The organism is Dinghuibacter silviterrae, from assembly GCF_004366355.1.
GTDB classification, from domain to species: domain Bacteria; phylum Bacteroidota; class Bacteroidia; order Chitinophagales; family Chitinophagaceae; genus Dinghuibacter; species Dinghuibacter silviterrae.
In genome coordinates this window covers 591,150-616,820 of record NZ_SODV01000002.1, presented here as the reverse complement: position 1 = coordinate 616,820, position 25,671 = coordinate 591,150, and the positions used below count along the sequence as shown (strand labels likewise).

The window sequence follows — 25,671 nt, the reverse complement described above, 5'->3', positions numbered from 1 at the left end:
CGCGATGAACAAACTCTTGTGGCAACAATTCGGCGCAGCAATAGACATGCTGGCGTTCCTGGAGGAAGGGCGCGCCAAATTGCACCGGCAGTTGTCGGGTACGGACGACTTGCTGACCAAGCGCTTTGTCAGCGAATACAAGGATTATAGCCTTTTCGAGTTATTGTTGTACAATATGCGCCATGTGCAGCACCATGCGGCGCAGTTGAATTTGTTGCTGCGGCAGGCCGGGCAAACCCCTCCGGATTGGGTGTCTAGAACGAAAAAATCTTTTTCTCCCCTGTCTTAAGATCGATCCGCGTCACCTCGTTCAACTGATCGCCGTTCCCGCCTCGGGTATTCCCCGCGACATAAAGCGCATCCCCGGCCTGGTCATGGAACCGGAATGGGATGGCGGCATAACCGGTATTCACCTGCCAAAGGGTGCCGCCGGAGGATGAAATACCGGTGAGCAGCAAAGTGGCATCGGGTTCAATGGACGACTTGTGGAGGAGGACAAAACCACCGGAAGCCGTGCGAAGGGGTGCAGCGGCATCCACCAGGAATCCGCCAAAGAGAAATACCGAACCATTCAGGCGTGTCGTGTCGGACGCGCAACTGTACAGGGTCCTCCGTACCGGTTCCCGGATGACCATACAATGAGGCCCGTCATTGGTCGTGGAAGCAATATGGTCCTCATAATTGTTTCCAAATTGGAATGGGTTCTTGAAATAGCCGTCGGGATCCGGTATGTCGATCGTGCCCGTCTTGAGGCTGGTTCCGTCAATGGTATAGAAAAGACCGTCGGTCCCTTTGACGACAAGCGCCTGTAGGGAATCGTCATAGGCATACCCGGCGTCGCCCTCATAGTCCCCCACCGGCTGGCTGGACATCTTGTCCCGGATGGCAGGGAAGTCCTCGTTGCGGGCCACCACCTTCTCCTCCTGTTTATCGACGACATACAGCCCGTCGTTGTAAAAGAAAAGGTACCGGGCGGACTGACCCAACAAACGAACACCGCCATTTCCGTGGAAGTTGACCTTCCACAACCGCTTGCCGGTTTCCAGGTCCATCCCTTCGGCATAACAATTGGTGCTGCCAAAGGTGCCGGCGTTGCTCACCTCGCTAGCCTGGAAATGAGTGACCGCGGTCGCCAGGACGGGTTTGCCCTCCAGGACGTACACCAGCGCGTCCGGTTGCGCATACGTATTGCTATGGCTTTCCATCACCCTGTTGATGATATAGATAATCCCGACAACCAAACTCAATGGCAGGATCAGGAACAACAGCCAGCCCAGGGCCCGGCAGCCGGTTCTCCGCGGGGGCGGCTCGGGCAACGTAAAAAGACCCGCGGGTACCATCATGCCCGGGTACCGGTCATGGGTGTAGACCGACTGTTTCGGTATCGTATAGACGCTGATCACGTAAGGATTAAAGGTCTTTATCTGCACTGGCGTCCCGTTGCGTTCCAGGGAAATGACCTGCTGGGGCGCGCCATTCAACTTGATGGCATAGTTGTTGGACTGCTCCTTGAACACGAGCCGCTCCTCCTGTCCGTTTTCGTATATGAATAACGCGCGGGCGATCCTGCGTTTTATGCGGAAGCCACGAAGGAGCAGCAACAGCAAGGTGACAACGGTTCCTGTCGCCAGACCATAGTAGATATTCCAAAACGGGCCCAACAGACCAAGGCCCAACGTAATGGGTAGAAAAACCGCGAGATAGACGCCCACCTGGGAAGTGGGGGTGTAAAAATAAACGAGGGCTTTTTTCCGGTTAGGGTCGAGGGTGCGCATCATAGGGCCCCAAAATACGGAAAAATATGTTGATAACCAGATACTTATGAGTGTTAATTTTGTGTGAATCATTTTGCATCAAAAATCATTACATTTAAATAATTAACTAACCCATCTAAAAGCCCACCTGTTATGGCAAAGACTGTCAAAAAAGCGGCAGCAAAAAAGGCCGCACCCAAGGCCGCAAAGAAAGCCGTAAAGAAGGCCGCTCCGAAAAAAGCAGCAAAAAAAGCAGCCCCGAAAAAAGCGGCAAAGAAGGCCGCACCCAAAAAAGCAGCGAAGAAAGCCGCTAAAAAGGCGCCCGCGAAAAAACGGACTCCTAACGCCGCGTTTATGGTCGAGCTGAAACCCAGCCCGACGCTGGCCGCGGTGATTGGCGACAAACCCGCTCCCCGCACGGAGATGATCAAAAAGATCTGGGACTACATCAAGAAGAACGGTCTCCAGGACAAGACCAACAAGCGGATGATCAACGCCGATGACAAATTGAGAGCGCTGTTTGCCGGCAAGGGACAGGTCTCCATGTTTGACCTCGCGAAGATCGTGAGCCAGCACGTAAGCTGATTTTGTCGCAAATTGCGCCCCCGATTGTCGCAATCTCACCGCGCCCCGGTGCAGGGGTGAATGTACATTTGTCTTATAAAAAACCAAGACTATGTACAAACGCGCCTTCAGGGCCGGTTGGATATTGACCGGTCTGTGTCTGCTGTTCCTTTTTTTCGACGCGGCGATGAAGATCGTCCGCGAGATCCACACGATCCAGGCTTCCGCAAAAATCGGCTGGCCGGCCGACCTGACCCAGGGGCTGGGAGTGATCTTGTTGCTGTGCACGCTGATCTATGCCTACCCGCGGACGGCCGTGCTGGGCGCCCTGCTGGTCACTGCTTACTTAGGCGGAGCCGTGGCGATCATGGTGCGCGTGGGCGAAAACTTTGTTTTCCCCCTCATTTTTGCGGCCCTGATGTGGACGGGACTCTATCTAAGGGATCCCCGCCTGCGCTCGCTCTTCCCATGGACAAAGGCATAACGCAACCCATCGGGTTTCCTTATCGTTTATAAAATGATACGGAAACCCGATGTTGTTTAATTCCCTGCAATTCCTCGTTTTCTTTATGGTCGTGACGTTGAGTTACTACCAGCTTACCCGCCAAAAAACGAGGATTCTTCTGCTCCTGGTCGCCGGCTGTTATTTTTACATGACGTTTGTCCCCTGGTACATCCTGATCCTGGGGGGGATGATCGTGATCGACTTCCTGGCCGCGCTACAAATAGGCCGGAGTCGGGGTTACACCCGGCGTGCCTGGCTGACGGCCAGCATTGCCGCCAATGTCGGGTTGCTGGTGGTGTTCAAATACGCCCATTTTCTTCACCTCCCCTTCCCCTACCTGATCCTGCCGATCGGATTGTCGTTTCATACGTTCCAGGCCATGAGCTATACGATCGAGGTCTACCGCGGACGCCAGGAACCGGAGCAGGACTTCTCCGTGTACGCGCTGTATGTGCTCTTTTACCCGCAGCTCGTCGCGGGGCCGATCGAGCGCCCCCAACACCTGTTGCCGCAGCTCCGCGAATACAGGGAATACCGTTGGGACAATGTAAAGGAAGGGCTGGCGCGGATGTTTTGGGGTTTCTTTAAAAAGGTCGTCATCGCCGACCGGTTGGGCATGGCCGTGGATTATTCTTATGACCACCTGCACACACAGGGGTCCCTGCACCTGTTCACGAGCGCCCTGTTGTATTCTTTCCAGATATACGCCGACTTCTCGGGGTATTGCGATATTGGGATCGGCGCTGCGCGGGTGATGGGGATCGGGTTGATGGAGAATTTCGACGAACCCTATACAGCAGGGAGCATCGCATCGTTCTGGACGCGTTGGCATATTTCCTTATCCACCTGGTTCCGGGACTATGTGTACATACCGCTCGGCGGTAAGCACCAGCGGAAGCGGAATGTGATGATCACCTTTTTGCTCAGCGGTCTCTGGCATGGAGCCAACTGGACCTTCGTCCTTTGGGGCGGTCTGCACGGCCTGCTGGCCCTGCTGGGCCGGAAGCGGATCGGTATGATCCTGACCTTCCTGGCCACCACGTTTCTTTGGGTGTTCTTCCGTGCCCGGGGGATCCGCCAGGCAGGGGCTTACCTGGCCGGTATCTTCTCTTTTCGCAGCGGCGCCCCCGGCTATGGACTAAACCCGGTGGAACTGGGGCTGTCCTTTGTGCTGATCGCGATCATGCTCTTCCGGGAACACCGGTGGAAAAGCCATTTTATCCGGAGCGATACCCGGTTTGCCCTTTTTGCGGGCAGCATGACCCTGGTCTGTTACTACCTGGGAGTTTTTAACGAAAACCAATTCATTTATTTTCAATTCTGATCACCATGCAAAAGGTCCTGGCGTACGTTGGCATTTTTCTCGGGCTGGGGCTCCTGGTCCTGTCGACCTCCCGGCCGGCCATGCAATGGTTATCCGACAAGCGCTATGCGATGAACGGCTTTTGGGGCGTACACCATGCCCCGGCCGGGGGCGACCTGGTTACTATGGCCTACCTCGACAACCAACCCCGGTTTTGCGAACCATTCGGGTATACGTTTACAAAACCCCCGGACACCGGGGCAAAAAACGTCGACCTGTATGTATACGGCGACAGCTATGTCATGTATGTCCCGGACTCGGCGTTTGGTCCTATCCGGCGTTATCATTTCGGGCGAAGGGATTATACAGACCTGGACGATACCCTGGACCGTCATCAGCGAAATATACTGATCATCGAAAACAGCGAAAGGTTTATGCGGCTGGTGTACCGGAACCTCGCGATCTTCGACCATGTACGAGCCGCATACGCCGGGATTGATGTGCGGTTGTTCAACCCCGTGATCAACCAGAACCTGGAATTCAACCTGTTTAGCTATACAGGTCTTGCGCCCCTGCGCACGTTTAAAGCCGACCTGACGTATACCCTTTTCCACCGCGCATCGGGGGACGTCACCCTCTCCGATAACGGGAGGTACCTCTTCCTCACGCGCACCGTCCTGGCGCAAGACGACCTCAGCAGCTACGCCCCCGTCCCCACACCGGAGCTGACCCTCCTCGAAGCCAATATGGATAGCACTTACAGGCATTACAAAAGAGCGGGTTTCGACGAGGTCTATTTCTCCATCATCCCCAATCCGGTCACCATCCTGCAACCCCGGGACTACAACGGCCTCATCCCTGCCCTTCATCAATACGCCGCCGCCCATGGAATCCCGGTCATCGACGTCTATACGCCATTTACCAAGGCGAAAGATCCGGCCCGCCTGTACAGGATAGGCGATACCCATTGGAACAACAAAGGCTTGCAGGTTTGGCTGGCAACGGTTAATCATTTATTGGAAACGCAAGCGGCTTATCCTTCAAAATAAATTCCCCTTTGGTTAGCCAGGAAATACCAAAGGAGACGAGCGCGATCGTCTCCAGGATAAGCGTCGGTTTTAGAAAACCGATGCGCGCGTGTATCACGCCGATCTCGTCTATGGGAATCAATACCACGGAAACCGCCATCAGGATCCCGCAGACGCGGTAGACGCGGTTCCTTTTTATTTTTTGTTCCGTTTTGTGCCCGGCGCTTTTTGTAAAAAGGGCGATGGACATAAACGCCAGCAGCGCAAAAAAGATCCCCGAAGTCGTGTAGTGGAGGATGCTCAACAGGTCGGTTTTGCTGGATGTATCAGACGTTGGCAGAAAGGCGATCCCCAGCGCAAAAAAACCCGCCAGCTTGCTGATCACCGAATCCAGCGTGGAATACCCGTGGTAACACATCAGGAAAAGCGCGATGCCGCAGATGATCCCCTCCATTTCGTCCCGCATGCCGGTGTAATAATACGCGCTGACCGAAACCTGGATAACGGGGGGATGATCCAGGAGAAGGGAGCCTATGACAACGACCGGGACAAGGCCTATCCCCAGGAACCCCACGACTTTGTGGAGCGTTGCATAAGAAAGGACGGCGTCATTCATACGATCAATCGCTCCAGCCAGGCATTCCGGAACTTTCCCCCCGGGTCATACGACCGCACGAGCTCGCGGAAATCCTTCATTTTTGGATATAAGGCTTCCAACTTCGTCTTGTCCATGGCAAAGAGCTTTCCCCAGTGGGGTCTGGCGTGGAAGGGTGCGAGTTGCGCCTCGATCAACGGCAGGAGCTGTCGCACTGCTTCCCATTCGGGTTTCCAGGTAAAGTGAATAGTGGTACTGGGCCTCCTAAAGCACGGGCTCATCCAAAAGTCATCCGCCGCGATGCAGCGGATTTCACTGATCAGCAGGTGCGGCGACACCTGTTCGTGCAATTGTTCCACCGCCTTGATGGCCTCGTAGGCGTGTTCGAGGGGCACAAAGTATTCCGTCTGGAGCTCTTTCCCGCTGCTGGGTGTAAAACCCATCTTGAAGTGCGGCAGGCGTTCGTGCCAGGGCCCCGGTACCCCCATCTGCGGAGTGCAATTGTCGGCCGAAATGTCGTGGATGGGGTGCAGGTTGCGTGTGGCAGCCGTTGCACCGAAAAATTCGGGGGGCGCCGCAAAGGCATCCCTGCATTTGATCCACACCTCGTTAATGTTCCGGTTCTTCCAATCGGTAAAAAGACTGACGCTATACCCGGCCGTCATGATTTCCCCGAAGTGTTGCTCCAGGGCGCTCATCGGCATATTCTCGTAGACATACTGGCGGACCTGATAAGTGGGTTGTATCGCCAGCGTGAGGTGGGTCACCACCCCCAGCGCACCCAAATGGACCGTCGCCGCCTGGAGTTCTTCACCGGACAATTGCCGGAGGTCGCCCGAAGCCGTGAGCAACTCCATCCCAGCCACCGCGCTGGAAAGATTGGCGTTGTGCACCCCTGAACCGTGGGTGGCCGTGGCACATCCACCCGCCACCGAAATATGGGGAAGCGACGCCAGGTTGTGCAGGGCAAACCCACGGTCGTTCAGGTACACCGCCAGCTCACCATAGCGGATACCGGCTTCGACGGTAACGGTATTCGCGTGTAAAGCGACCACCTTTCGCATCGGTTCCAGGGACAGGAATTCATCCCTGGAGTCCGCGATGTCGTTAAAACAGTGGCGGGTGCCGAGTACTTTGAAACGGGTTTGCGCCTTTATCCAGGGTCGTGCTTCCTCCACGGAGGATACCCTTTTCAACCGCGAAGTTCCATACGCAAGGTTTCCGGCCCAGTTGGTCAAGTCTTGCTGTGCCCAGTCGATCAACGGTGAAAACAGGGAGCCTGCGGCCATAAGGGAGGATAGTTTTATGAAGGTTCGTTTTTTCATATAGCGTGTTCATGGATCTGCCTTCTGAAAGCCGACGGGCTCATCCCCCTATACTTTTTAAAAAGCCGGTTGAGGTGGCTTTCATCTGTAAAACCCAGTTCGGAAACGATCTCGTTTATACGGAGGTCGCTATACTGCAGACGGGTTTCCACCAGCTTGAGCTTGTAGCGGGTGATGTATTGCTGGAGGCTTTCGCCGGTTTGTTTCTTGAAGTACTCGCTGATGTAGTTCAGCGAAATATGGAAGTGGGCCGCCAGGGCGCCGGCCTTGAGCCGTTCCGGGTCGTAGATGTGCTGGTGGATATAGCCCACCAGGTCCTGGCCGCGACCCTGGCGTTCTTCCTGTCCCAGCAGGGAAATGTTCCGGGCAACAATTGTCAGGAGCGTATTGATCAGTTGTTGCAGGACCTCCCGGTGTAGGGACCTGTCCTCCGCCGATTCCCGGCGGATGGCTTCCAGCAGAGCTCTGACCAGGGGTTTGTCGGCCTGTTCCCGGAGGATGCAGCCCGGGAGGTGCGGCGTGTTGTGAAAGATATACTCCATCTTGGCCGCCCAGTCCCCTAAGCCGCCCCGGTCGTCCCGGGGTTTCTGGGATGTCAGGTAGACCTCGTTAAAACGGATAAAAAGGAAGCCCGTCTTTTCGGTACAGATAAAATGTTGAACGTCCTGGGGGAACAACAGGAACATATTATCGGGATAATAGTTCAGGGTCTGCTGGTTGACGTGTTGGACACCCTTCCCGAAAAACGTATAGATCAGTTCGAAAAAGGTGTGCCGGTGTTCGTTGACGGGGCACGTCTCTATTTCGAGGTATTCGATCTCGAATGGCTTGTACAAATTATGGACGAGCATACCCCTAAATGTACAAATTATACCCCGGACCGTACAAGGACCGGGGGAAGGCACCGGCGTAGCTTTGTGTCATGAAAGCCATCATTCTTACCGAACCGGGAGGAGTGGACAAACTCAAAGTCGCGGAGATACCCGCGCCGGTTCCGGGGGACCACGAGGTCCTTATCCAAAACAAAGCCATTAGTATCAATCCTGTAGATACTTTCGTCCGGAGCAGACAGCAGTACGTCGATTATGTCCTGGGAGAGGGGGCTAAAGAAAAGCCCATCATCCTGGGCTGGGACGTCTCGGGGGTCGTCGTGGACACCGGCAAAGCGGTGACCCGGTTCAAAAAGGGCGACGAAGTCTTTGGCATGGTCAAATTCAAGGGTCACGGCAAGGCCTACGCCGAATACACCACCGCGCCCGAAGACCACCTGGCGCTCAAACCAGCCAACACCACGCACGAAGAAGCCGCCGCCGCTACCCTTACGGCCCTGACCGCCTGGCAGGCGCTGGTCACGTATGCCAGGATCCAAAAAGGCGACAAGGTCCTCATCCATGCTGCCGCCGGGGGTGTCGGGCACTATGCCGTACAAATCGCCAAACACTTTGGCGCCTTTGTGATCGGTACGGGCTCCCCAAAAAATAAGGAATTTGTTCTCGGGTTGGGTGCCGATCAATTCATCGACTACACCACCGAACGATTTGAAGTAGTCGTTACGGATGCAGACATCGTATTGGATTCCCTCGACGAGCCCGGCCGCTCGCTGGCAGCACTCAAAAAGGGTGGCCGGCTGATCAGCATCCTTACACAATTCGACGACGCACTCCTCGAACAGGCCAGGGCGAAGGACGTGTACACCTACCGGATGAGCGTCTACTCCGACGGGGAGCAGATGAAGGCCATCGCCGGATTGCTCGCGGGCGGGGAACTCCGCAGCCATGTGTCGGAAACGTACACGTTTGACCAGATCGCGGCGGCCCATCAAAGTGTGGAATCGGGCCGGACACGGGGGAAAATCATCCTGAAACCCTAACGGAAGTGAAAGCGCTTTAAAAATTCCTCCCTATACGTCCGCCCGATCGGCAGCACCGTTTTCCCCACGGTCACCTCTTGTTCGTTAAAAGCGTGGAGGACGTCGATGTTGACGGCATAAGAACGGTGGATGCGGACCAGGGGCTTGTAATCGATCTTTTCCAGGAGCTGGGCGAACGACAGGCGCAACAGGAATTTCCGTTCGGCGGTGACCAGTTGGACGTAATTGTTTTCGGCCTCCACATAGTGGATGTCGGCAAGCCGGATCCGGACAAACGTATATTGATGCTTGACAAAAATATAGTCGTCCAGCCGGAGGATGGTCTCTTTGTCGGAAGCCTCGGCAGGGGAATGCTTTTCCAGGGAAATCACCTTCCCGGTGGCGCTCCCCTGCCGGGTGACGGCGAAGTTGTGCATGGCCATCTCGATCGCGATCCGCACATTGGTCAGGGTGTAGGGCTTGGCCAGGTAAGCGGACGGCTGGGTCGCCTTTGCCCTTTCGAGGGTTCGCGGGTCGGTAAAGGCCGTCAGGTAGATCAGCGGAACGCTTCGGTGTTTCAGGAGTTCCGTGGCCGTGTCGATCCCATCCTTGTCGCCGATGATGTTGACGTCGACCAGCAGGATATCGACCGCTCCGGCCCGGAACAGCTCCACCGCCTCACGGGCGTTGTCGGCGATACCCGTGACCTGGTAGCCGTCTTTTTCCAGCCCCTTGGCCAGGTCCATGGCGACCAGCGCCTCGTCTTCGATAATCATCACGCGGGTGGGTTCCATCAGGCGGCTTGTTTGGGTATGGTCAGCGTAAATGCGGTTCCCCCGTCGACTACCAGGGTTTGTTCCGCCCTTAGTTGTTTGCAAAGGGCGGTGATGAGCTGTTTGCCAAAAGAGCTCGTCTTTTGTTTCCAGCGATCGAGGTCTATGCCCACGCCGTTGTCCCGGACCTGGCAAACCAGGCGCAGGGGCTCTTCGGTGATCCGGATCTGCAGCGAAGGCCGGGCAATGCCGGGATAGGCGTATTTCAAGGCGTTGGTCACCATTTCGTTTATGATCAGCCCGATAGGCAACGCCTTGTCCACATCCAACCATTCCGGGTGGACGCTGACATCCAGGTCAAAGGTGTCTCGCTCGAATCCATAAGAGGCCAGGAGCGACTCGGCCAGGTCGGAAAGGTATTCCTGCAAGTTAACCGTCGTCAGGGCGTCCCGGTTGTACAACCGCTGGTGGATGAGGCTCATGGCCTCCACGCGCTGGCGGCTTTCCCTGAGCGCGGCCGAAGCACGCTCGTCCTGGACGTCATAGCTTTGCAGGCTGAGCAGGCTGGAGACCACCTGGAGGTTGTTTTTGACCCGGTGGTGGAGCTCCTTCATCATGACCTCCAGACGGGTGGACTGCTCGGCGATCTGCCGGCCCTGTTTGCGGACCCGGTTGTACAACGTGATCATCCAGGCGGCGAGACCACCCAGCAAAAGGGCCGTGGCTATGAGGGAAACGATCTCTTTGTTTTGTGCGCTCCGCTCCGTGCGAAGGCGGCCGATTTCCGCCTCCTTTTTCGCAGTTTCGTACTTCGTCTGGAGTTCCGATACCTGCCGCGTCTTGGCAATGTTGGTGAGCGAGTCGTTGAGCTGGTTGGCGGATATATAGTAGGTCAAGGCAGAGTCGGACCGGCCGGCGTCCCTGAACACTTCATACATTTCGAAAAGGCCGTTCAATTCCCGTTCGGGCTGCCGCAGGCCCCGGGCGGTGCCGAGCATTTTCCGCGCATACACCAAGGCCTGCCGGTAGTCGTGTTTGTTCCGGTATACATGAGCGATGTTCCCGTAATTGTAGGTCAGCCCGAGGGGATACTTTTGTGCCTCGTTGGCCTTGACCGCCATAAACAGGTACGCCAGGGCCGAGTCGAGGTTGTTTTTATGCTCCAGGTAGACCTGGCTGATGTTGTTGTACAGCTTGGCGCGGCTGTCGACGCCCTTACCCGACAGGTCGATCAACCGAAGGGCCTGCAGGTACTCGTCGAAGGCCGTGTCGTAGTACCAATCGTGGTTAAAATTCCTGGCCTTGTCCCGGAACAGCACGCCCATCTGATTAAGGCTGCTGATCAGGCCCGACGTATCGCGGGTCCCATCGAAATAGGCGTACGCCATCCGGCAGTAGCTGATCCCCTTGTCTACATAGACTTCCGTCCTGCCCTCCCCTTCCATTTCCTGGTACACATTGGCAATATTCACCCAGCACATGCCCATAAGGTGGTCGGGGCGCAAGGACGCCATGATTTTTTCTGCCTGCAGGCAACGGTCCAACCCCTGGGCATAGTCGCCCTTTGCCCGGAAAGCATTGCTTTCCCGCAGGAGCGCCCGCGCCCGGGCCGTATCGCTTCGGAAGACGGTGTCGGTTTGGGCTTTTAAGAACAACGGAAGGATAAGGCAACTATATACAAACCTGGAATACACGCGTTAAAAATAGCCTATTACCGCCATTGGCACAAACCAACCCCCAAAATGGCACGTTCACACAGGCACAATGCGCGCACCCGCGCGTAGGTTTGGGTCATTAAATTAATCATTATGAAACACGTGACGACTTTCCTTTGGTTCAATGATGCCGCGCTGGATGCCGCCCGCTTCTACACTTCCATCATCAAGAATTCCCGCATCCTTGGGGTCGCGAACAACCACGATGGAGACAAACCCATGGTGGTTCATTTCGAGCTCGACGGTCAACAGTTTATGGCCCTCAACGGCGGCCCGCTGTTCCCCTTTACCGAAGCCATTTCTTTGTATGTAAATTGTGAGACCCAGGAAGAAATCGACTATTATTGGGACAAGTTATCCGAAGGCGGCGCCCACCAACAATGCGGCTGGCTAAAGGACAAATGGGGTCTTTCCTGGCAGGTCGTGCCCGCCGCACTCACCAAACTGCTGGAAGGAGGAGACCCCGCCAAGGCCGGGCGCGTCATGAACGTGGTCATGCGGAGTGTAAAACTCAACGTCCGGGAACTCGAAGAAGCCTAAATAAAACGCTATGATACACCCAGTTCGCACCTTCAGCAGCTTTTCCGTCGACGACCTCGACAAGGCCCAGGCCTTTTATGGCAAGACCCTGGGGCTCCCGGTGAACCGTAACCAGATGGGGTTGAACATACAACTCCCGGACAACGACATCTTTGTCTATGTCAAGCCCAACCACGAGCCTGCCACCTTCACCGTCCTCAACTTCCGGGTGAAAGACCTGGAAGCGACGGTGGACGCCCTAACCGCCCTGGGCGTGCCTTTCCAGCACTATACCGGGCCACTGCAAACGAATGCAAAAGGCATTCATTCAGGCGGCGAGGACCCCACCATCGCCTGGTTTGCCGATCCCAGCGGAAATATCCTGTCCGTCATCCAGGACAACGGCGCGTAAGGGTTTGCTGTTTTTTCCTATATTGTATAGGAAACCAGTGCTGCCCTAGTGATGAGACTTGCCACTATCCTATTTTGCTTGGCTGTATGCGTCTGTACAATATCTCATGGTCAACCCGCTCACATTGGGTCCGATGAGGGCATCCTGCGTAATAAGGAAAAGAACCCGGATGTCGAAAAAGACACCGGTTATATAAACCGTATGGTCGTGCTGTCCAGTGACTTTTACGGCACAAGCGCGGATAGTCTTTTGTTCTATGCCCAGAAGGCCTTTGCCCTCTCGGCTAAAATCAACTATATACGCGGGGAAGCATTGGCCATGCGTTCGAAGGGCGACTATTACACGCTCGTCGGGGACCTTTCGGAAATGCTGTCTTCCTACCAGCAGGCGTTGACGCTGGCGGAACGGGCCGGGGATACTTTCCTGTCCGCCAAGGTCCACCGGAACCTGGGACAATACTACCTGAACGGCAACAGGACCGACGACGCCCTGGCGCAATTCCTCAAGGCCTTCCAGCTCGTCGAACACTACCCCGACAGCAACTTCAAGGCGTACCTCGAAGTGGACATGGCCGCGATTTATATTTTGCGCGACCAATACGACAGCGCCATGCTGAGGTACCAAAAGGCCATGGACCTGGCCAACGACCCCAATGGGTATATCGCGGCATTCGTGCGGAACGATATGGGGTATACGCTTGTCCTCATGAAGCAATACGAAAAGGCGAGGGAGTACCACCTCGTCTCGCTGGATTACTATAAACACACGTCGGACCGGCTGGGCCAGATGAATACGCTGTTGATGCTGGGGGACGCCTGTGCCGGTCTTGGCCAGACGCAGCAAGCGATTGCCTACAACCTGCAGGGACTCGCCCTGGCCAAAACGCTTCAAAACAAACAATCCATCACGGACGCCAGCGAACAGTTGTCCGCCTGGTATGCAAAGGAAGGGGACTACAAAAGCAGTCTCCAATACCTGAAGATGAACAAGCTTTACGCGGACAGCCTGTCCAACGAAAGCACCCGGGAAAAGGAATACGAACTCGAAACAAAATTTGCCTATACGCGCAAAGAGGACTCGGCCAAAATCGTCCGCGCCAGGGAGTCGCTGATCGCGGAGCAAAAGATTGAACGACTGAAGTTGCAGGCCGGCGTCGCCGTGCTCGTCAGCGTCCTGTTGGGTATCCTCGTGTTGGTGCTGTTCTACAACCGGAAGGTGAAACAGGAAAGCAACCGGATCCTGGCCACCAAGAACCAGGAAATTTCTTTGCAAAAGGCCGCCATAGAAGATCACGCGGAACGGCTCCGGCTTTCCAACAGGGACAAGGACCGCCTTTTCTCCATCATCGCGCACGACCTCAACGGTCCCCTTGGATCCCTGAAGTCGCTGCTCGACCTGCTGAAAGAAAACGAACTCACGGAGGAGGAAGCCGCTGACATCCTCCGGCACCTGTCCGTAGACGTCAACAGCACGTCGGAGCTGGTGCAAAACCTGCTCTACTGGGCGCGGAGCCAGCTCGGCGGTATCGTGGTCAAGCCAAGGGTGTTCGAGATGACGGAAGTCCTGGAGGAGATCGTCCACCTGTTCACCCGCCAGGCCTCCGCCAAGGGCATCCACCTGGTCAGCGACATCAAGGGTTCGTTCCCGGTATACGCAGACTCCAACATGATGCAGGTCGTCTTCCGCAACCTGGTGAGCAATGCCCTCAAGTTTTGCCACAAGGGAGACACGATCACGATCACCGCGCGACGCAAAAGCGCAACCATCGATGAATTTTGTGTAACGGATACCGGTACCGGCATGACCGCCGATGTGCTCGCCAAGGTCCGCAACGGAGAAAGCGTCACAACCTTTGGTACCGCTTCGGAAAAAGGAACGGGGCTTGGCCTGCTGCTGTGTTGGGATTTTATCGAGAAAAACGCCGGTACCATGCACATCGACAGCGAAGAAGGGAAAGGCAGCTGTTTTTGCGTATCGCTAAACCACGGCACCCCCTTGGATGCCTGATTATTTCAACCGGCTCAGCAAGGCGGCGTCGATCACCTTATCCGGCATCCACTTCCGCAAGGTCAGCACCGTCCCGGCCATATACCCCCCATGATACCGCGTCCGTGGTTTTTTCACCAAAAGGACCCGGGCGATCAGCTTTGCGATGACCGATGGCGGCGCTGCTTTCGCCTCGATCCCCGGCATGATCGCCAACACCCGGTCCACAAGGCCTTTGTAGGCACCCTGTCCCGACACCTTGACCAGGTTTGCCATGGCGATATCACCCCACTCCGTTTGTACACCCCCCGGCTCGATCACAATCACGTCCACGCCGAAGGGTTTCAACTCCATCCGCAGGGCATCGCTGAGGGCTTCGACCGCAAATTTGCTCGCGTGGTACCAGGCTCCGAAAGGCGTGACGACCTTGCCCCCTATCGAAGTGATGTTGACGATCTTCCCCGACCCCTGGGCCCGCAGGTGCGGGATCACCAGCTGGCAAAGCCTCGCCAGGCCAAACACGTTCACTTCCATCTGGTACCGGGCGTCGGCCATGGGCACGTCCTCTACGGTCCCATAGGAGCCAAAGCCCGCGTTGTTAATGAGAACGTCGATCCGACCCTCTTTTTTCAGCATTTCTTCCACCCCCCGGACCATGTCGTCATCGTCGGTGACGTCCATCCGGAGCACCTTGCCCCCCAGTTTTTGGACGTCTTCCATGCGCTCCACGCGCCGGGCGGCGCCATACACGGTATATCCTTGTTGTAACAACAATTTCGCGGTTTCTTTGCCCATGCCGGAAGAGGCCCCGGTGATGAGTACGACCTTTTTCATGGTAGTTTTATTTACAACAAAGGTCGTCCGCGCGACGCAAACTACTTTTGGCCGGCAGCTCAAAGATGGTTTGGTCAGCGGGTCAGGCTCGACGGATTGTACCCAAACTGTTGTTTGAAGGTCGTGGAAAAGTGAGAGAGGTTTTCAAAACCCACTTCCATACAAGCTTCCGATGGCTTTAGCTTCCTCTCGGTGATCAGGAAATGGGCTTGTCTCAGGCGACGCTCCAGTAGCCACTTTTGCGGAGGCGTTTGAAAGGTCTTCCGAAAATCCCGTTTAAAGGTCGCCAGGCTCCGCCCCGTCAGGTAGGCGAATTTTTCCAGGCTGATGTTGAAGGCAAAATTTTTCTCCATGAAATCCGCCAGGTCGATCTTACCCGGTTCCGAAAAATCCGATAAAAGACCATCTACTGCCGGATCCAGGGGCCTTAGGATAGTGACGGCCTCGGTCAGCTTCAGCCCCACCAATTCCTCCGGTAGCGCGCCGTTCAACTCCTCGTACGGCAAAAGAGAGGTAAAAAAGCTATCCAATAAAGGCGTGGGCGGGAAACACAGGACATCCTTCATCCGCACCGCATCCCTGCGGACCGTGTGCGCCGCATAGTATTGTGCAAGGAACGTTTGTCTGAAAAAAACCGTAATCATCCGGAAGGTGCCGTCGCCCAGCGGGTTTTTGACAAACCTTGCCAACCGGTTTCTGCTAAACAGCACCGTTTGACCCGGCGACAGGATATAGCTCCGGTCCGCCTCCGACACCTGCATTTCCCCGGAAATGATACGCGCCAGCCCGTGTTCGGACGCGAAGTGTTCGCCGCTGTACTCGGCAACGTCCGTACACGAAAAAAAGATATCCTGTATGCTAAAGACGCTCATTTGCCCAATGCGATAATGTCCTTCCCGGACAATATTTTTTTGTCATACCCTTCCTCCGCCAGGTGGATCATCGCCCGGCCAAGCTCGGTCAGCGTACAAAAACCCGAAGGATACAGGGCCCTTCCCAGGGGAAAAAGCCAGTTGATGTAGTTGTAAAACGAATGCGCGTTTTGCAGCCCCGGTATGGGTTTTATAAACCCCGGCCGCAAGGCAAAGGCGCGGCGGAAGGGGAGTTGCAAAAGGTCATTTTCCGTTTTGCCCTTGACCCTCGCCCACATGCTCCGGCCCTTTTCGCTGCTGTCGGTACCCGCCCCCGATATGTAACAAAAGGTCATGTCCGGGTTGAGCCGTACGAGCGAGGTCGCCACGTTCAGGGTCAGGGTATGGGTAACCCTGTAATAGTCCGGCTCTTTCATCCCGACGGAGGAAACGCCCAGACAAAAGAAACAGGCATTGTACCCTCTTAGCAACGACTCGATCGCCGACAGGTCGAAAAAGTCTGCATGGATGACCTCCCTGAGCTTTGGGTGTTGTATGCCCAGCGGTTTGCGGTTGATGACCAGCACGGCGCTGACCCTCGGGTCCTGGAGGCAGACGTGCAGTACGCCTTCGCCCACCATCCCCGTGGCGCCCGTGATGATTGCTTTGATGTCCGTCATGTTCCTATGAAGGTAGACAGCGGGCGTTGAATAAAAAAGGGGAACGATTGAAGGGCTTTCTTTTTCCTCTGTAAACGCGGCAGCTTCGCCTTCATGAAGACCATCTTTGTCCTTCTTTTGACCGCCTGCTCCCCGGCCGTTTTTGCGCAAACCGCCGTGGTCGATTCCACCGCCCTGCCCCAGGTCTTTGCCCCCGGGGTCGTTTCCACCCCTTACGAGGAATGGGCCACGTCTTTTAGTCCCGACGGGCGGACCGTATATTGGTCTGCCGGTGGCGTCTACTGGACGATCTGCGCGTCCGAACGCGTGGGCGACGCCTGGTCCAAACCATGGGTCCTTCCGTTTTCCGGGGCCTGGAACGACACCGATCCCTTTATCACCCCTGATGGCCAAAGGCTCTTTTTTATATCCAACCGGCCGCTTGTCAAAGGCGCGGGTCAAGCCCCACGCAAGAACTTCCACATTTGGTTCGTAGACCGGCTCCCTTCCGGTGGCTGGTCCGAACCCCGCCACCTCGACGCCCCCGTTAACGAAGAGGGCGTCAGCAATTTCGCCCCCTGCGTCACACGCTCGGGCGACCTCTATTTCTGTTCCCGCGACAGGGACGGACACAACGGCATGAACGGCTTCTACGCCCGTTGGACGGGGAGCGGGTACGAGACGCCCCGGCTCATTTTGCCTGCCGGTGTAGACGGTCTCCAGGATCCTTTTGTATCGGCCGACAGCCGGTACATGGTCTTTATCAATGGGAACGATCTTTATGTATCCTACCGGCAGGGCGACACCTGGTCCGCCGCCCAAAAGCTCGGCCCCCAGGTCAACGACGGAGCGGGAAACTCATCCCCCTACGTCAGCCCCGACGGCAGCCGGTTGTACTATTCAAGCAACCGCGTTCGGGGGCTTTACAAACGCGACCGGGACCATACCCTGGATTATGACGGCCTGACCCGGGAGCTGCAAAGCCCCCTCAACGGGTCGGGGAATATCCTCGTGATACCGGTGCATTTGCCAGCGGCCACTTAAGCACGGTTTTTGCTATCTTAGGGCACGCAAATCCATGCCCCCATGACAAAAACCGTTTGCTTCCTGGCCACATTGGCGATCCTGGTTTCTTGCGCCAAAAAAAGCGCCACCCCCGTCACCACCGGCGGGTCCACCGACACGACCGGGTCGACGACCAGTACAACTCATTCCGCCAAAAAAGGGGGCTGTTTCAGCACCAACACGACCAACGGCACCTGGCAAGGCGACCTCGTCTCGCTCAATGCGCAATGGTTCTATACGTGGGGCACACCCCTCCCCCCTTCGCCCCCAAAGGGTATGGAATTCGTACCGATGTTTTGGGGGGCCGGTAATGTGACCGCGGCCAACATCACCCTCGTCCAACAGATGAAGACACAGGGCACCGCAAAATATGTCCTGGGTTTTAACGAACCCGACCAGTCCGGTCAGTCTAACATGACCGTCTCCCAGGCGCTGGCACTTTGGCCCCAGCTCGAAAGCATCGGCCTGCCCCTGGGCAGCCCCGCCGTTTCCTACCCCACCGTGACTTGGTTTACGGAATTCATGGACTCGGTGGCCGCCGAACACCTCCGCGTCGACTTTATCTGTGTGCACATGTATGTCGGCCTGGATGCCAATAATTTCGTACAGGTGCTCCAAACCCTCTACAACCAATACCATTTACCCATCTGGGTCACCGAATTCGCCAGCGCCGACTGGAATGCCACCAGCCCCACCAACAATGTGTACAACGCCGGTCAGGTGCTGGGCTTTATGCAAAGCCTTTTGCCAAAGCTGGACAGCCTTTCCTTCGTCCAACGGTACTCCTGGTTCTCGGGCGACCCCAACAGCGCGGCCCTCTGGCCCTCTGCCATGGTCGACGCGAACGGGCAGTTGACCACCCTGGGCAGTTGGTATGCCGGGCACTAGTGCAGCAGCTTTGCCAGCAATAGGGCGTGGTTTTGCGTCTCCTCCCGGGAGGCATACAAAAGGGTGACGTGCGGATGCTTTTTTACCAGGGCCTTTAACTCCGCCAGCGCGGCCGAGCCGTACAGCTCAGCGTCATAACGCCTGGAAAAAGTCTCCCATTGGTCCATGTGGGCGTGGAACCACTGGCGCAGTTCGGTGGAAGGCGCGACTTCCTTCAACCATAAGTCGATGTGCGCCTTCTCCTTGCTGACCCCGCGGGGCCAAAGACGATCCACCAGCACCCGGTACCCATCCGTGTTGGCGGGTGGATCGTAAATACGCTTCACCGTGATCGTTGCCATATACTAGTCGTTTTCTTCCAACGAGAAAATGTCCTCCACCTTCTTCCCGAAAGTCCGCGCGATCTTGAGCGCCAGGATGGTCGAGGGGACATACCGGTTGCTTTCGATCGCATTCACCGTCTGCCGCGACACCTTTATCCGCTCCGCCAGTTGCGCCTGTGTGATGTCCAGGATCGCGCGCTCCACCTTTATAGTGTTTTTCATACCGCCTCGGATTTAAGGTGTTGGCGTTCCGAAAACATTACCCAATGGTACCGCCCGATAAAGATCACCAGGGTCGACACCATGTTATAGACCATCACCGCGAGGAACATCGTCCCATAACACAAAATAATGGCCAGCAAGACCAGGGCCGAATTCACATAAAACGCCCACAACAATGATTCCAGCCGCAACCGTATGGTCCGTTCGTCTTCCACCCGCTCCCTGGAAAAAGCCACCATCAATAAACCCACCATTAGCAGGATCAGTGCGATGTCCCCCGTGAAGTTATGGTACGTCAGGTTAAACAGGAAGTACGCGTCCTGGAACCCCGGGTTCCAGGGCCCCGACGTATAATACAAAAACGGGAATCCGAAGTCGTGGTAAAAAGCCAGGATCGCCAGCGCAGCCGACGGCAGGGCCAATATCCAACCGATCAACCGGTACCGGTGCGGGAAAAGGAATTTCATCTCCATAGTACATTTTTTTTGTCTAAATGTAACTCACAGTTTCCAAATTGGAAAGCATACTTTACATATTATAACAATTTATTAGTAAATGCATACCGCACCAACCCCGGCGCATTTTGCGTCCTCGTCTTCTGGAGCAGGTTCTTCCTGTAGGTCTCCGCCGTCCGCCGGCCAATCGACAGCTCCACGCTGATCTGGGGCGTGGTCATGCCCGAGGCGATCAGGCGAAGTACCTGGAGCTCCCGGTTCGACAGTTTCGCCTCTGCCTTCATGCGGGTTTCGTAATCCATCCGCTCGTCCTCCAAAAGACGGTTGGCCACCGAAGAAGAATAATAGACGTTGCCGTTATACGTCTTCCAGATGGCCTCCAGTAGATCCTGGTGGGTAAGGTTCTTGTGCAGGTAACCTAATGCACCGGCTTCCTGTGCCGCCTTGACATGGTTGGACAACGGAAGGTCCGCCATGACGAGGATGCGAAGGTCGGGGTAGACCTTCAGCATTTCCTTGATGAGCAAGGGGGTGCCCCCGATTTGTACATTGTCCCCCATCAGCACGATGTCGACCGGGTTCCGCGTCAGCTTGCGGATCGCCTCCGAAGCGTCCTGGGCAAGCAATACCCGGTAACGGTACACCGGTTCGTTCTGGGACTCCAGGATTTGTTTGACCCCCGACCGGATCAACGCCCATAGTTCCACAATCAATACAGTACAAGGCCTTTCCATTGAAAACAGCTCTTCCATACGTCTTTGTTTAAGGATGATCAAAACCGGGCGATGATATAAGACGCTCATGGGTGCATTTTTCCATAAACAAAACCTAACTTTTTTTTCGACCTCCGGGAAAATACGGATGGACTCCTTCCTTCATAATGCACAGCATACTGTAAAGCAGCGGTCTATTATTAAATAGCGCTGCCACCTCGTCCTTCATCGCGCCTCTGCCGGATAGTTTTGTATCCTAAATAATTTTTATGGTCAAAATAGTTGCCGCCGCCATCGTGCTACTCGCGGGCATCAACCCCTGTACGGGACAAAACCTGGACACCTTTTCCCGCGTCCCTTCCGGACCGTCTACCCGGTATACCGTGGAGCTGCTCGTGTCCATACCCGACACGGCCCACCCCCGGGCGTTGTTCACCTGGCCGCGGGGCCGGCTGGGTCACGTTTTCCTCGGTTTATCCAAAACCACCGACACCACCCGGGTCGTCGAATACCTGGGTTTTTACGCACGGTCCCCTTTCCTGGCATTTACCACCGGGCTGCCCGTAAAGTCCCGTCTGGCCGACAACCACGGTCATGTCTATAACGCGGGCATCCGCCTGCGGCTGACGGCTGGTGCCTGGGATACGCTCCTGGTCCGCCTTCGCGAGGATGCCGGCCGGCGGTATTCTATCCTAAGTTTCAATTGTGTACACTATGCCCTGGATGTGGTCAACTCGGTGCGGAGGAAGCCCCTGAGTCCGCCGCTGGCGCGGGTACCCGGGAGGGCTTCCGGGGGGTACCTTACCCCCAATGGGGTGTATATACTGTTGTGTACCATGCGGTCGGGGCCCGAAGGGAAGGACATAATCGTGCGCCGGGGGTGGGCGGACCCGGAGAAGGACATTCTGCTTGCGTCGGATACGACGGCCGGGGACCGGGACTCGACGGCAGGGGCAGCCGCGTTCGGCCGGCGGCGGGGATAATGCGTATCTTTAGGCACGCATGGAACCCCTCGAAGTACACTCCGACAACGGCGCCATCCGCTCGACCATCTGGAACTGCGACGGCATCCGCCTGGGGCACGCCGTGTCGCGTGCTACCGGTGAGCGCCCTTCCAGGCCCCCGGGCCCGGGACCCGACGTGGTACGCCTGCACTTCGGGCTGAGGGGAAACTACAGCTTCACCTACCGGCAACTGGACCGCACCTTCGACCTGATCGGTGGGCACCACAACCTGATGTATTCGAGGGAATTCAATATCGAGGTCACCCCGCACAGCCCCGAGCTCGAAACTTTCGGGGTCCAGTTTCCGCGAGACAAGTTCATCCAATTTACAACCGGGGCCAGCGACGCCTTGCAACGCTTTGCGGAAAGCGTGCTCGAAGGAAAGAACATCCTTTTTTCGGAGCACTGGGGCGCCATCGATCCGGGTATGGAACAGGTGATCCGGCAGATCATCCATTGTTCCTACGGGGGCGACCTCAAACGGCTTTTTCTTTTGTCCAAAAGCATAGAGCTCCTCGTCCTGTCGGCGGACGCCTGCAGCGCGCCGCCCGAACCCGTTTTTTTAAAAACCCGTTCTGACAAGGAACGGATCATTGCGGCCCGGGACTTTGTCAATGAACGCGTCGACAACCCACCCAACCTCTCCGAAATCGCCAGAACGGTCGGGCTCAATGAATACAAACTCAAACGCGGATTTAAGGAAACCTTCCGGACAACGGTTTTCGGTTACCTGTCCGAACAGCGGCTCCAGCTCGCCTTCGAGCACCTGCGGAACAGCGAAAAGACCGCGGCCGAGATTTCGGCCGAGCTGGGGTATGCCTCCCCGCAACACTTCAACAATGCGTTTAAGAAAAAGTTTGGGCGGACACCGCAATCTGTTAGAAATAATCCTTAAAATATTACCCGGTCTTTAAGCGGCGGCGTAATCTTGCATCAAAATACACACGATGAGTCTGATCGTTCGCAACAACATTACCATCGACGCCCCCGCCGCCACGGTATGGGACGCATTGACCAACCCGGAACAAACCGCAAAGTATATGTTCGGATGCGCCGCCCTGTCCGACTGGACGGTCGGCAGTCCCCTGGTGTGGAAGGGGAATTTCAACGGCGTGGAGCTGATCGCCGTAAAGGGCACGGTCACCGGTATCCGTCCGGGGCAATTCCTTGCCTATACCACCATAGATCCTAACTCCACCATACCGGATGTCCCGGAGAATTATGTAACGGTGACCTATACCCTTACGGAAACCAACGGCCAGACCCTCCTGGAGGTGACCCAGGGCGACTTTGCCGGGGTGACCGACGGAGAGCGGCGTTATAAAGAAACCTACAACAACGGCGACGGCTGGATGCCCATCCTCGTCCAGATCAAGCAGCTCGTCGAGGCCTCCTAGTGATCCGACAACACCACCGCCGGCGTCCCCCGTCTCCGCGCGCGTGTCAGCAACAACAGCGGCAGCGCCGCCATGAAAACGATCCCCAGCAGGAGAAATCCGTCGAGATAACTCATCAGCAAAGATTGCTGATCCACCGAGAAGTTCAGCACGCCCAGGGCCCGGGCCCCCGCTTCCTGGGCGTCGCTGCCCTTCGCCTGAAAGTAACCGGTGTACTGCCGGAGCCGTTCGTTATACGCGGGGTCGTACGCGGTGACCTTTTCCAATAAAATGCTCCGGTGCTGCGCGAACTTCCGCGCCAGGAACGTATTCACCAGCGCGATACCGAAGGACCCACCCAACTGCCGCATCATATTGTTGAGCGCCGCCCCTTGCGCAAAATCCTTTGGTTCCAGGGTGGACACCGCGAGTGTCGTGAGCGGGACGGTCACGATCGCCAAACCCACCCCGCGAAAGATCAGCGGCACCGACATGTCCGTCGCACCGGCGCCCAGGTTCAGCACCGACATCCGGTAACTGAACAACACAAACAACAACATACCGGTCGCCACCATCACCACGGGGGATACCCCCCTTTGCAGCAACCGCGCGGAGACGATCAAACCCCCGATCGCCAGGATGGCGCCAGGTAACAACAAAAGCCCCGTTTGCGTCGGCGTAAAACCAAGGATCCGTTGGGCCAGGACTGGGGTCAGGTATACCGAACTGAAGATCCCCATTCCAGAGACAAAAGTCAGCGCCGCCGCGATGCTCAGGTTCTTGCTCCTGAGTACGTGCAAATTCACCACCGGGTGTTTGACCCGCAGCTCCCACCAGATAAACAGCGTCAGCCCCAACACCGCCGCCGCCGTCAAACACACGATATACCCTGCATTAAACCAGTCGTCGGTCTCACCCCTCTCCAGGACTGTTTGCAGAGAGCCCACGCCCACCGCCAAAAGAAAGATCCCCGTCCAGTCAATCCGACCCGCCACCGGTTTTATCGCCGGTTCTCCCAGGCGGGAAAGACAAACCAGCGTCACCACCAGTCCTATCGGCACGTTGATGTAAAAGATCCAGGGCCATTCGAAATTCTCCGTGATAAAGCCGCCGAGGGTGGGGCCGATCGTCGGTCCCACGAAAACGCCAATCCCGAAAAGCGCGCTGGCGATGTTTTGTTTTTCCCTTGGGAAAAGCTCGAAGACGATCGCCTGCGACACCGACAACAGCGCCCCACCGCCAATGCCCTGGAAAAACCGGCAGGCCACGAGGGTCCAGATATTGGTCGCCTGCCCGCACAAAAGGGAAAAAACGCTAAACATAATGATCGACCCGATATAATAGTTGCGCCGCCCCAGTTTTGCCACCAGGAAACTCGTGATCGGGATGATGATCACATTCGCGATGGCATAAGCCGTGATCACCCAGCTTGTATCCTCCAGGGTCGCGCCCAGGTTCCCGCTCATTTGCGAAAGCGCCACATTCACGATCGAAGTATCGATCAGTTCCATGACTGCAGCCGCGATGACCGCGATCATCAGCACGGGGTTTTTCATAACCGGGCGGCGTTTATGGCATGCAGCGCATTTTCAGGGGAAGACAGGTAAAGGCGGTACACATCGGCGGTGCCGGCCACATGGATTTCATAGGTATCGTTTTCCAACGCTTTCAGCAAATGGTCCGCCACCACGCCGGGGGCAATACCCTTGTCACCTCCGATCATCTTGGAGAAGTCCGTATTCACCAGCGGCGGCATCAATTCAAATACTTTTACCGTGCTGTTGCGCAGCGTCAGCCGCAGGGCCTGCGTAAAAGAATGCAGTGCCGCCTTTGAAGCCGAGTAGGTAGGTATCGTCAGGGAGGGCGTAAACGCCAGCACCGACGTGACATTCACTACCGCCGCCTCCGGCTGCTGCTTCAGGAGGGGAAGCAGGTACTCCGTCAGTTCGATCACCGAAAGGTAATTGGTTTGCATTTCCTCCCCTGCATTTTCCGCCCCTTTTGCGGGGTCATATACATAGGCCGTGCCGGCATTGTTGACCAGGACGTTCAAGCCCGGGAAATCCTTGCGCATGCGTTCCGCCAGGTTTTGCAAATCGCTGTGCCGGCTCACATCACTCACGATCGTGGTCACCCTTCCGCCCAACCGCCGCTTTGCTTCCGCGAGCCGTTCCGCGTCCCGTCCGGTGATGATCACTTCATTGTCTGCCGCCAGAAATGCTTCGGCGATGCTAAGCCCGATACCGGCGCTCCCGCCTGTAATCAATACAGTGTTTTTTGTCGTTTTCATTGCGTGTTTATTTATATACCGATCGGTATATTTTTTAGTAAAAAAAAGGATCAGAATTTCCTGATCATTTCTTCGATGGATCGCGTGACGAGCTTAAGGTCATGGACGCGACTCTTTAGCCTTGACAACATGACAAACCCCTCGATCGTCGCGATCAGCGTCAGCGCCGCCTGTTCCGCGTGCAGATCCTGCCTGAACTCACCCCGGCGCTTGCCTTCCTCGATCAGCCCGGTCAACCGGTCTTTCATCCCCTGGACCACACCCGCCACCCGCGTCTTCAGCTCCGGATGCGTATCGTCCGCGTCCACCGTCGTATTCAGCAACGGGCACCCCCCCTGGGGAAAAGGAAACTTCTCGAAGTTCTCATACACGTGTATATACACCAGGAGCTTTTCCCGGATCGTATCGTGCTTGTCCATTTCCCGGCGCATCACCTCCTGTACCTTCCGCGCATTATAATCAAACGCCGCCAGGGCCACCGCGTCCTTGTCCTCGAAGTTCCCGTAGATGCTGCCCTTCGTCAGCCCCGTCGCTTCCGTCATGTCCGACAACGAAGTCCCTGCGTACCCCTTCATATTGAAGATGGGGGCGGTTTTTTCGATGATGAACTGACGTGTTTGTTCTGCCTTTTTCACTTTTGTTCTGCCTTTTTCACTCCCCAAA

General features: G+C 56.2%; 31 protein-coding genes. 14 read left to right on the top strand and 17 right to left on the bottom strand.

Going from position 1 to position 25,671, the window contains the following annotated elements; all coding sequences use genetic code 11:
- The first annotated feature begins 4 nt into the window (after positions 1–4).
- Positions 5–289: a DinB family protein gene (locus tag EDB95_RS19785; protein WP_133996212.1), complete on the top strand. Its 285-nt coding sequence runs from the start codon at positions 5–7 to the stop codon at positions 287–289.
- Here EDB95_RS19785 and EDB95_RS19780 read toward each other — a convergent pair.
- Both EDB95_RS19780 and EDB95_RS27795 read right to left on the bottom strand, forming a co-directional pair.
- The gene (locus EDB95_RS19780; protein WP_133996210.1) at positions 255–1,778 is read right to left on the bottom strand and encodes a PA2928 family protein; all 1,524 of its coding nucleotides are present in this window, start codon (positions 1,776–1,778) and stop codon (positions 255–257) included. The genes EDB95_RS19785 and EDB95_RS19780 overlap by 35 nt on opposite strands.
- Positions 1,779–1,843: 65 nt before the next feature.
- Complete coding sequence (locus EDB95_RS27795; protein ID WP_246073753.1) at positions 1,844–2,044, bottom strand: hypothetical protein; 201 nt, start codon at positions 2,042–2,044, stop codon at positions 1,844–1,846.
- A gap of 64 nt (positions 2,045–2,108) precedes the next feature.
- Between EDB95_RS27795 and EDB95_RS27790 the strand changes: the two genes are divergently transcribed.
- From EDB95_RS27790 to EDB95_RS19760, 4 genes are all read left to right on the top strand, one after another.
- On the top strand, positions 2,109–2,339 hold the full coding sequence (locus EDB95_RS27790) for an SWIB/MDM2 domain-containing protein (protein WP_246073752.1): 231 nt from the start codon (positions 2,109–2,111) through the stop codon (positions 2,337–2,339).
- A gap of 91 nt (positions 2,340–2,430) precedes the next feature.
- A complete protein-coding gene (locus tag EDB95_RS19770) occupies positions 2,431–2,802 on the top strand; it encodes a DoxX family protein (RefSeq protein WP_133996206.1) in 372 nt (123 codons plus the stop codon).
- Between the two features lie 49 nt (positions 2,803–2,851).
- Entirely contained in the window at positions 2,852–4,147 is a 1,296-nt protein-coding gene (locus tag EDB95_RS19765) for an MBOAT family O-acyltransferase (RefSeq protein ID WP_133996204.1), read from the top strand.
- A 5-nt stretch (positions 4,148–4,152) separates the two neighbouring features.
- Positions 4,153–5,175 (top strand): hypothetical protein, encoded by a 1,023-nt coding sequence (locus tag EDB95_RS19760; protein WP_133996202.1) that lies wholly within the window; start codon positions 4,153–4,155, stop codon positions 5,173–5,175.
- On the opposite strand, the gene EDB95_RS19755 is transcribed toward EDB95_RS19760, so the two are convergent.
- Genes EDB95_RS19755 through EDB95_RS19745 form a run of 3 tightly spaced genes read right to left on the bottom strand, consistent with a single transcriptional unit; the run spans position 5,132 to position 7,925 of the window.
- Positions 5,132–5,770: a hypothetical protein gene (locus EDB95_RS19755; protein WP_133996200.1), complete on the bottom strand. Its 639-nt coding sequence runs from the start codon at positions 5,768–5,770 to the stop codon at positions 5,132–5,134. The two genes, EDB95_RS19760 and EDB95_RS19755, sit on opposite strands and share 44 nt — an antisense overlap.
- A complete protein-coding gene (locus tag EDB95_RS19750; RefSeq protein WP_133996198.1) occupies positions 5,767–7,074 on the bottom strand; it encodes a D-arabinono-1,4-lactone oxidase in 1,308 nt (435 codons plus the stop codon). Before EDB95_RS19750 ends, EDB95_RS19755 begins: the two co-directional genes overlap by 4 nt.
- Entirely contained in the window at positions 7,071–7,925 is an 855-nt protein-coding gene (locus tag EDB95_RS19745) for an AraC family transcriptional regulator (protein ID WP_133996196.1), read from the bottom strand. The genes EDB95_RS19750 and EDB95_RS19745 overlap by 4 nt, the downstream gene beginning before the upstream one ends.
- Positions 7,926–7,996: 71 nt before the next feature.
- Here EDB95_RS19745 and EDB95_RS19740 point away from each other — a divergent pair, with 71 nt between their 5' ends.
- Complete coding sequence (locus EDB95_RS19740; RefSeq protein ID WP_133996194.1) at positions 7,997–8,944, top strand: NADP-dependent oxidoreductase; 948 nt, start codon at positions 7,997–7,999, stop codon at positions 8,942–8,944.
- Here the strand turns inward: EDB95_RS19740 and EDB95_RS19735 are convergent.
- Both EDB95_RS19735 and EDB95_RS19730 read right to left on the bottom strand, forming a co-directional pair.
- The gene (locus EDB95_RS19735) at positions 8,941–9,717 is read right to left on the bottom strand and encodes a response regulator (RefSeq protein WP_133996192.1); all 777 of its coding nucleotides are present in this window, start codon (positions 9,715–9,717) and stop codon (positions 8,941–8,943) included. The genes EDB95_RS19740 and EDB95_RS19735 overlap by 4 nt on opposite strands.
- The gene (locus EDB95_RS19730) at positions 9,717–11,390 is read right to left on the bottom strand and encodes a sensor histidine kinase (protein WP_133996190.1); all 1,674 of its coding nucleotides are present in this window, start codon (positions 11,388–11,390) and stop codon (positions 9,717–9,719) included. The genes EDB95_RS19735 and EDB95_RS19730 overlap by 1 nt, the downstream gene beginning before the upstream one ends.
- 114 nt (positions 11,391–11,504) lie before the next feature.
- On the opposite strand from EDB95_RS19730, the gene EDB95_RS19725 reads away from it, so the two are divergent.
- The 3 genes from EDB95_RS19725 to EDB95_RS19715 all read left to right on the top strand — a co-directional run bounded on the left by EDB95_RS19725 (position 11,505) and on the right by EDB95_RS19715 (position 14,349).
- A complete protein-coding gene (locus tag EDB95_RS19725; RefSeq protein WP_133996188.1) occupies positions 11,505–11,951 on the top strand; it encodes a VOC family protein in 447 nt (148 codons plus the stop codon).
- Between the two features lie 10 nt (positions 11,952–11,961).
- Entirely contained in the window at positions 11,962–12,342 is a 381-nt protein-coding gene (locus EDB95_RS19720) for a VOC family protein (protein ID WP_133996186.1), read from the top strand.
- Positions 12,343–12,543: 201 nt separating this feature from the next.
- The gene (locus tag EDB95_RS19715) at positions 12,544–14,349 is read left to right on the top strand and encodes an ATP-binding protein (protein WP_162852695.1); all 1,806 of its coding nucleotides are present in this window, start codon (positions 12,544–12,546) and stop codon (positions 14,347–14,349) included.
- Here the strand turns inward: EDB95_RS19715 and EDB95_RS19710 are convergent, their stop codons facing one another.
- The 3 genes from EDB95_RS19710 to EDB95_RS19700 all read right to left on the bottom strand — a co-directional run bounded on the left by EDB95_RS19710 (position 14,350) and on the right by EDB95_RS19700 (position 16,693).
- Positions 14,350–15,162, bottom strand: coding sequence for an oxidoreductase (locus tag EDB95_RS19710; protein WP_133996182.1), 813 nt, complete (start codon positions 15,160–15,162; stop codon positions 14,350–14,352).
- 74 nt (positions 15,163–15,236) lie between these two features.
- Positions 15,237–16,034 (bottom strand): helix-turn-helix domain-containing protein, encoded by a 798-nt coding sequence (locus tag EDB95_RS19705; RefSeq protein WP_133996180.1) that lies wholly within the window; start codon positions 16,032–16,034, stop codon positions 15,237–15,239.
- Entirely contained in the window at positions 16,031–16,693 is a 663-nt protein-coding gene (locus tag EDB95_RS19700) for an NAD-dependent epimerase/dehydratase family protein (protein WP_133996178.1), read from the bottom strand. Before EDB95_RS19700 ends, EDB95_RS19705 begins: the two co-directional genes overlap by 4 nt.
- A gap of 93 nt (positions 16,694–16,786) precedes the next feature.
- Between EDB95_RS19700 and EDB95_RS19695 the strand changes: the two genes are divergently transcribed.
- Together EDB95_RS19695 and EDB95_RS19690 are read left to right on the top strand one after the other, a co-directional pair.
- A complete protein-coding gene (locus EDB95_RS19695) occupies positions 16,787–17,716 on the top strand; it encodes a TolB-like translocation protein (RefSeq protein WP_133996176.1) in 930 nt (309 codons plus the stop codon).
- Between the two features lie 42 nt (positions 17,717–17,758).
- Positions 17,759–18,625: a glycosyl hydrolase gene (locus tag EDB95_RS19690; RefSeq protein WP_133996174.1), complete on the top strand. Its 867-nt coding sequence runs from the start codon at positions 17,759–17,761 to the stop codon at positions 18,623–18,625.
- Here the strand turns inward: EDB95_RS19690 and EDB95_RS19685 are convergent.
- The 4 genes from EDB95_RS19685 to EDB95_RS19670 form a co-directional block, all read right to left on the bottom strand.
- Positions 18,622–18,966: a DUF488 domain-containing protein gene (locus EDB95_RS19685; RefSeq protein WP_133996171.1), complete on the bottom strand. Its 345-nt coding sequence runs from the start codon at positions 18,964–18,966 to the stop codon at positions 18,622–18,624. The genes EDB95_RS19690 and EDB95_RS19685 overlap by 4 nt on opposite strands.
- Positions 18,967–18,969: 3 nt before the next feature.
- A complete protein-coding gene (locus EDB95_RS19680; RefSeq protein ID WP_133996169.1) occupies positions 18,970–19,170 on the bottom strand; it encodes a helix-turn-helix transcriptional regulator in 201 nt (66 codons plus the stop codon).
- Entirely contained in the window at positions 19,167–19,643 is a 477-nt protein-coding gene (locus EDB95_RS19675; RefSeq protein ID WP_133996167.1) for a hypothetical protein, read from the bottom strand. The genes EDB95_RS19680 and EDB95_RS19675 overlap by 4 nt, the downstream gene beginning before the upstream one ends.
- A 62-nt stretch (positions 19,644–19,705) precedes the next feature.
- Positions 19,706–20,428, bottom strand: coding sequence for a LuxR C-terminal-related transcriptional regulator (locus EDB95_RS19670; RefSeq protein WP_133996165.1), 723 nt, complete (start codon positions 20,426–20,428; stop codon positions 19,706–19,708).
- 179 nt (positions 20,429–20,607) lie between these two features.
- On the opposite strand from EDB95_RS19670, the gene EDB95_RS19665 reads away from it, so the two are divergent.
- The 3 genes from EDB95_RS19665 to EDB95_RS19655 are packed head-to-tail and all read left to right on the top strand — an operon-like array spanning position 20,608 to position 22,739.
- On the top strand, positions 20,608–21,321 hold the full coding sequence (locus EDB95_RS19665; RefSeq protein ID WP_133996163.1) for a hypothetical protein: 714 nt from the start codon (positions 20,608–20,610) through the stop codon (positions 21,319–21,321).
- Between the two features lie 19 nt (positions 21,322–21,340).
- Complete coding sequence (locus EDB95_RS19660; RefSeq protein WP_133996161.1) at positions 21,341–22,237, top strand: helix-turn-helix domain-containing protein; 897 nt, start codon at positions 21,341–21,343, stop codon at positions 22,235–22,237.
- A gap of 52 nt (positions 22,238–22,289) precedes the next feature.
- Positions 22,290–22,739 carry an SRPBCC family protein gene (locus EDB95_RS19655; RefSeq protein ID WP_133996159.1) on the top strand — a complete coding sequence of 150 codons (450 nt, stop codon included), beginning with the start codon at positions 22,290–22,292 and terminating at the stop codon, positions 22,737–22,739.
- Here EDB95_RS19655 and EDB95_RS19650 read toward each other — a convergent pair.
- From EDB95_RS19650 to EDB95_RS19640, 3 genes are read right to left on the bottom strand one after another with little or no spacing between them, the layout of a single operon-like run.
- Complete coding sequence (locus tag EDB95_RS19650) at positions 22,736–24,274, bottom strand: DHA2 family efflux MFS transporter permease subunit (protein WP_133996157.1); 1,539 nt, start codon at positions 24,272–24,274, stop codon at positions 22,736–22,738. The genes EDB95_RS19655 and EDB95_RS19650 overlap by 4 nt on opposite strands.
- A complete protein-coding gene (locus EDB95_RS19645) occupies positions 24,271–25,008 on the bottom strand; it encodes an SDR family oxidoreductase (protein ID WP_133996155.1) in 738 nt (245 codons plus the stop codon). The genes EDB95_RS19650 and EDB95_RS19645 overlap by 4 nt, the downstream gene beginning before the upstream one ends.
- A gap of 50 nt (positions 25,009–25,058) precedes the next feature.
- Positions 25,059–25,643: a TetR/AcrR family transcriptional regulator gene (locus EDB95_RS19640; RefSeq protein ID WP_133996153.1), complete on the bottom strand. Its 585-nt coding sequence runs from the start codon at positions 25,641–25,643 to the stop codon at positions 25,059–25,061.
- Positions 25,644–25,671: the final 28 nt, after the last annotated feature.

Excerpts from the sequence above, each read along its gene's own strand:
- EDB95_RS19705 (WP_133996180.1), bottom strand. The coding sequence starts at position 16,034 with ATGAGCGTCTTTAGCATACAGGATATCTTTTTTTCGTGTACGGACGTT.
- EDB95_RS19750 (WP_133996198.1), bottom strand. The coding sequence starts at position 7,074 with ATGAAAAAACGAACCTTCATAAAACTATCCTCCCTTATGGCCGCAGGC.
- EDB95_RS19645 (WP_133996155.1), bottom strand. The coding sequence starts at position 25,008 with ATGAAAACGACAAAAAACACTGTATTGATTACAGGCGGGAGCGCCGGT.
- EDB95_RS19665 (WP_133996163.1), top strand. The coding sequence starts at position 20,608 with ATGGTCAAAATAGTTGCCGCCGCCATCGTGCTACTCGCGGGCATCAAC.
- EDB95_RS19680 (WP_133996169.1), bottom strand. The coding sequence starts at position 19,170 with ATGAAAAACACTATAAAGGTGGAGCGCGCGATCCTGGACATCACACAG.
- EDB95_RS19755 (WP_133996200.1), bottom strand. The coding sequence starts at position 5,770 with ATGAATGACGCCGTCCTTTCTTATGCAACGCTCCACAAAGTCGTGGGG.
- EDB95_RS19670 (WP_133996165.1), bottom strand. The coding sequence starts at position 20,428 with ATGAGCGTCTTATATCATCGCCCGGTTTTGATCATCCTTAAACAAAGA.
- EDB95_RS19745 (WP_133996196.1), bottom strand. The coding sequence starts at position 7,925 with ATGCTCGTCCATAATTTGTACAAGCCATTCGAGATCGAATACCTCGAA.
- EDB95_RS19655 (WP_133996159.1), top strand. The coding sequence starts at position 22,290 with ATGAGTCTGATCGTTCGCAACAACATTACCATCGACGCCCCCGCCGCC.
- EDB95_RS19675 (WP_133996167.1), bottom strand. The coding sequence starts at position 19,643 with ATGGAGATGAAATTCCTTTTCCCGCACCGGTACCGGTTGATCGGTTGG.
- EDB95_RS19735 (WP_133996192.1), bottom strand. The coding sequence starts at position 9,717 with ATGGAACCCACCCGCGTGATGATTATCGAAGACGAGGCGCTGGTCGCC.
- EDB95_RS27790 (WP_246073752.1), top strand. The coding sequence starts at position 2,109 with ATGGTCGAGCTGAAACCCAGCCCGACGCTGGCCGCGGTGATTGGCGAC.
- EDB95_RS19760 (WP_133996202.1), top strand. The coding sequence starts at position 4,153 with ATGCAAAAGGTCCTGGCGTACGTTGGCATTTTTCTCGGGCTGGGGCTC.
- EDB95_RS19765 (WP_133996204.1), top strand. The coding sequence starts at position 2,852 with ATGTTGTTTAATTCCCTGCAATTCCTCGTTTTCTTTATGGTCGTGACG.
- EDB95_RS19785 (WP_133996212.1), top strand. The coding sequence starts at position 5 with ATGAACAAACTCTTGTGGCAACAATTCGGCGCAGCAATAGACATGCTG.
- EDB95_RS19725 (WP_133996188.1), top strand. The coding sequence starts at position 11,505 with ATGAAACACGTGACGACTTTCCTTTGGTTCAATGATGCCGCGCTGGAT.
- EDB95_RS19660 (WP_133996161.1), top strand. The coding sequence starts at position 21,341 with ATGGAACCCCTCGAAGTACACTCCGACAACGGCGCCATCCGCTCGACC.
- EDB95_RS19690 (WP_133996174.1), top strand. The coding sequence starts at position 17,759 with ATGACAAAAACCGTTTGCTTCCTGGCCACATTGGCGATCCTGGTTTCT.
- EDB95_RS19720 (WP_133996186.1), top strand. The coding sequence starts at position 11,962 with ATGATACACCCAGTTCGCACCTTCAGCAGCTTTTCCGTCGACGACCTC.
- EDB95_RS19780 (WP_133996210.1), bottom strand. The coding sequence starts at position 1,778 with ATGATGCGCACCCTCGACCCTAACCGGAAAAAAGCCCTCGTTTATTTT.
- EDB95_RS19685 (WP_133996171.1), bottom strand. The coding sequence starts at position 18,966 with ATGGCAACGATCACGGTGAAGCGTATTTACGATCCACCCGCCAACACG.
- EDB95_RS19715 (WP_162852695.1), top strand. The coding sequence starts at position 12,544 with ATGGTCGTGCTGTCCAGTGACTTTTACGGCACAAGCGCGGATAGTCTT.
- EDB95_RS19770 (WP_133996206.1), top strand. The coding sequence starts at position 2,431 with ATGTACAAACGCGCCTTCAGGGCCGGTTGGATATTGACCGGTCTGTGT.
- EDB95_RS19740 (WP_133996194.1), top strand. The coding sequence starts at position 7,997 with ATGAAAGCCATCATTCTTACCGAACCGGGAGGAGTGGACAAACTCAAA.
- EDB95_RS19650 (WP_133996157.1), bottom strand. The coding sequence starts at position 24,274 with ATGAAAAACCCCGTGCTGATGATCGCGGTCATCGCGGCTGCAGTCATG.
- EDB95_RS19700 (WP_133996178.1), bottom strand. The coding sequence starts at position 16,693 with ATGACGGACATCAAAGCAATCATCACGGGCGCCACGGGGATGGTGGGC.
- EDB95_RS19695 (WP_133996176.1), top strand. The coding sequence starts at position 16,787 with ATGAAGACCATCTTTGTCCTTCTTTTGACCGCCTGCTCCCCGGCCGTT.
- EDB95_RS19710 (WP_133996182.1), bottom strand. The coding sequence starts at position 15,162 with ATGAAAAAGGTCGTACTCATCACCGGGGCCTCTTCCGGCATGGGCAAA.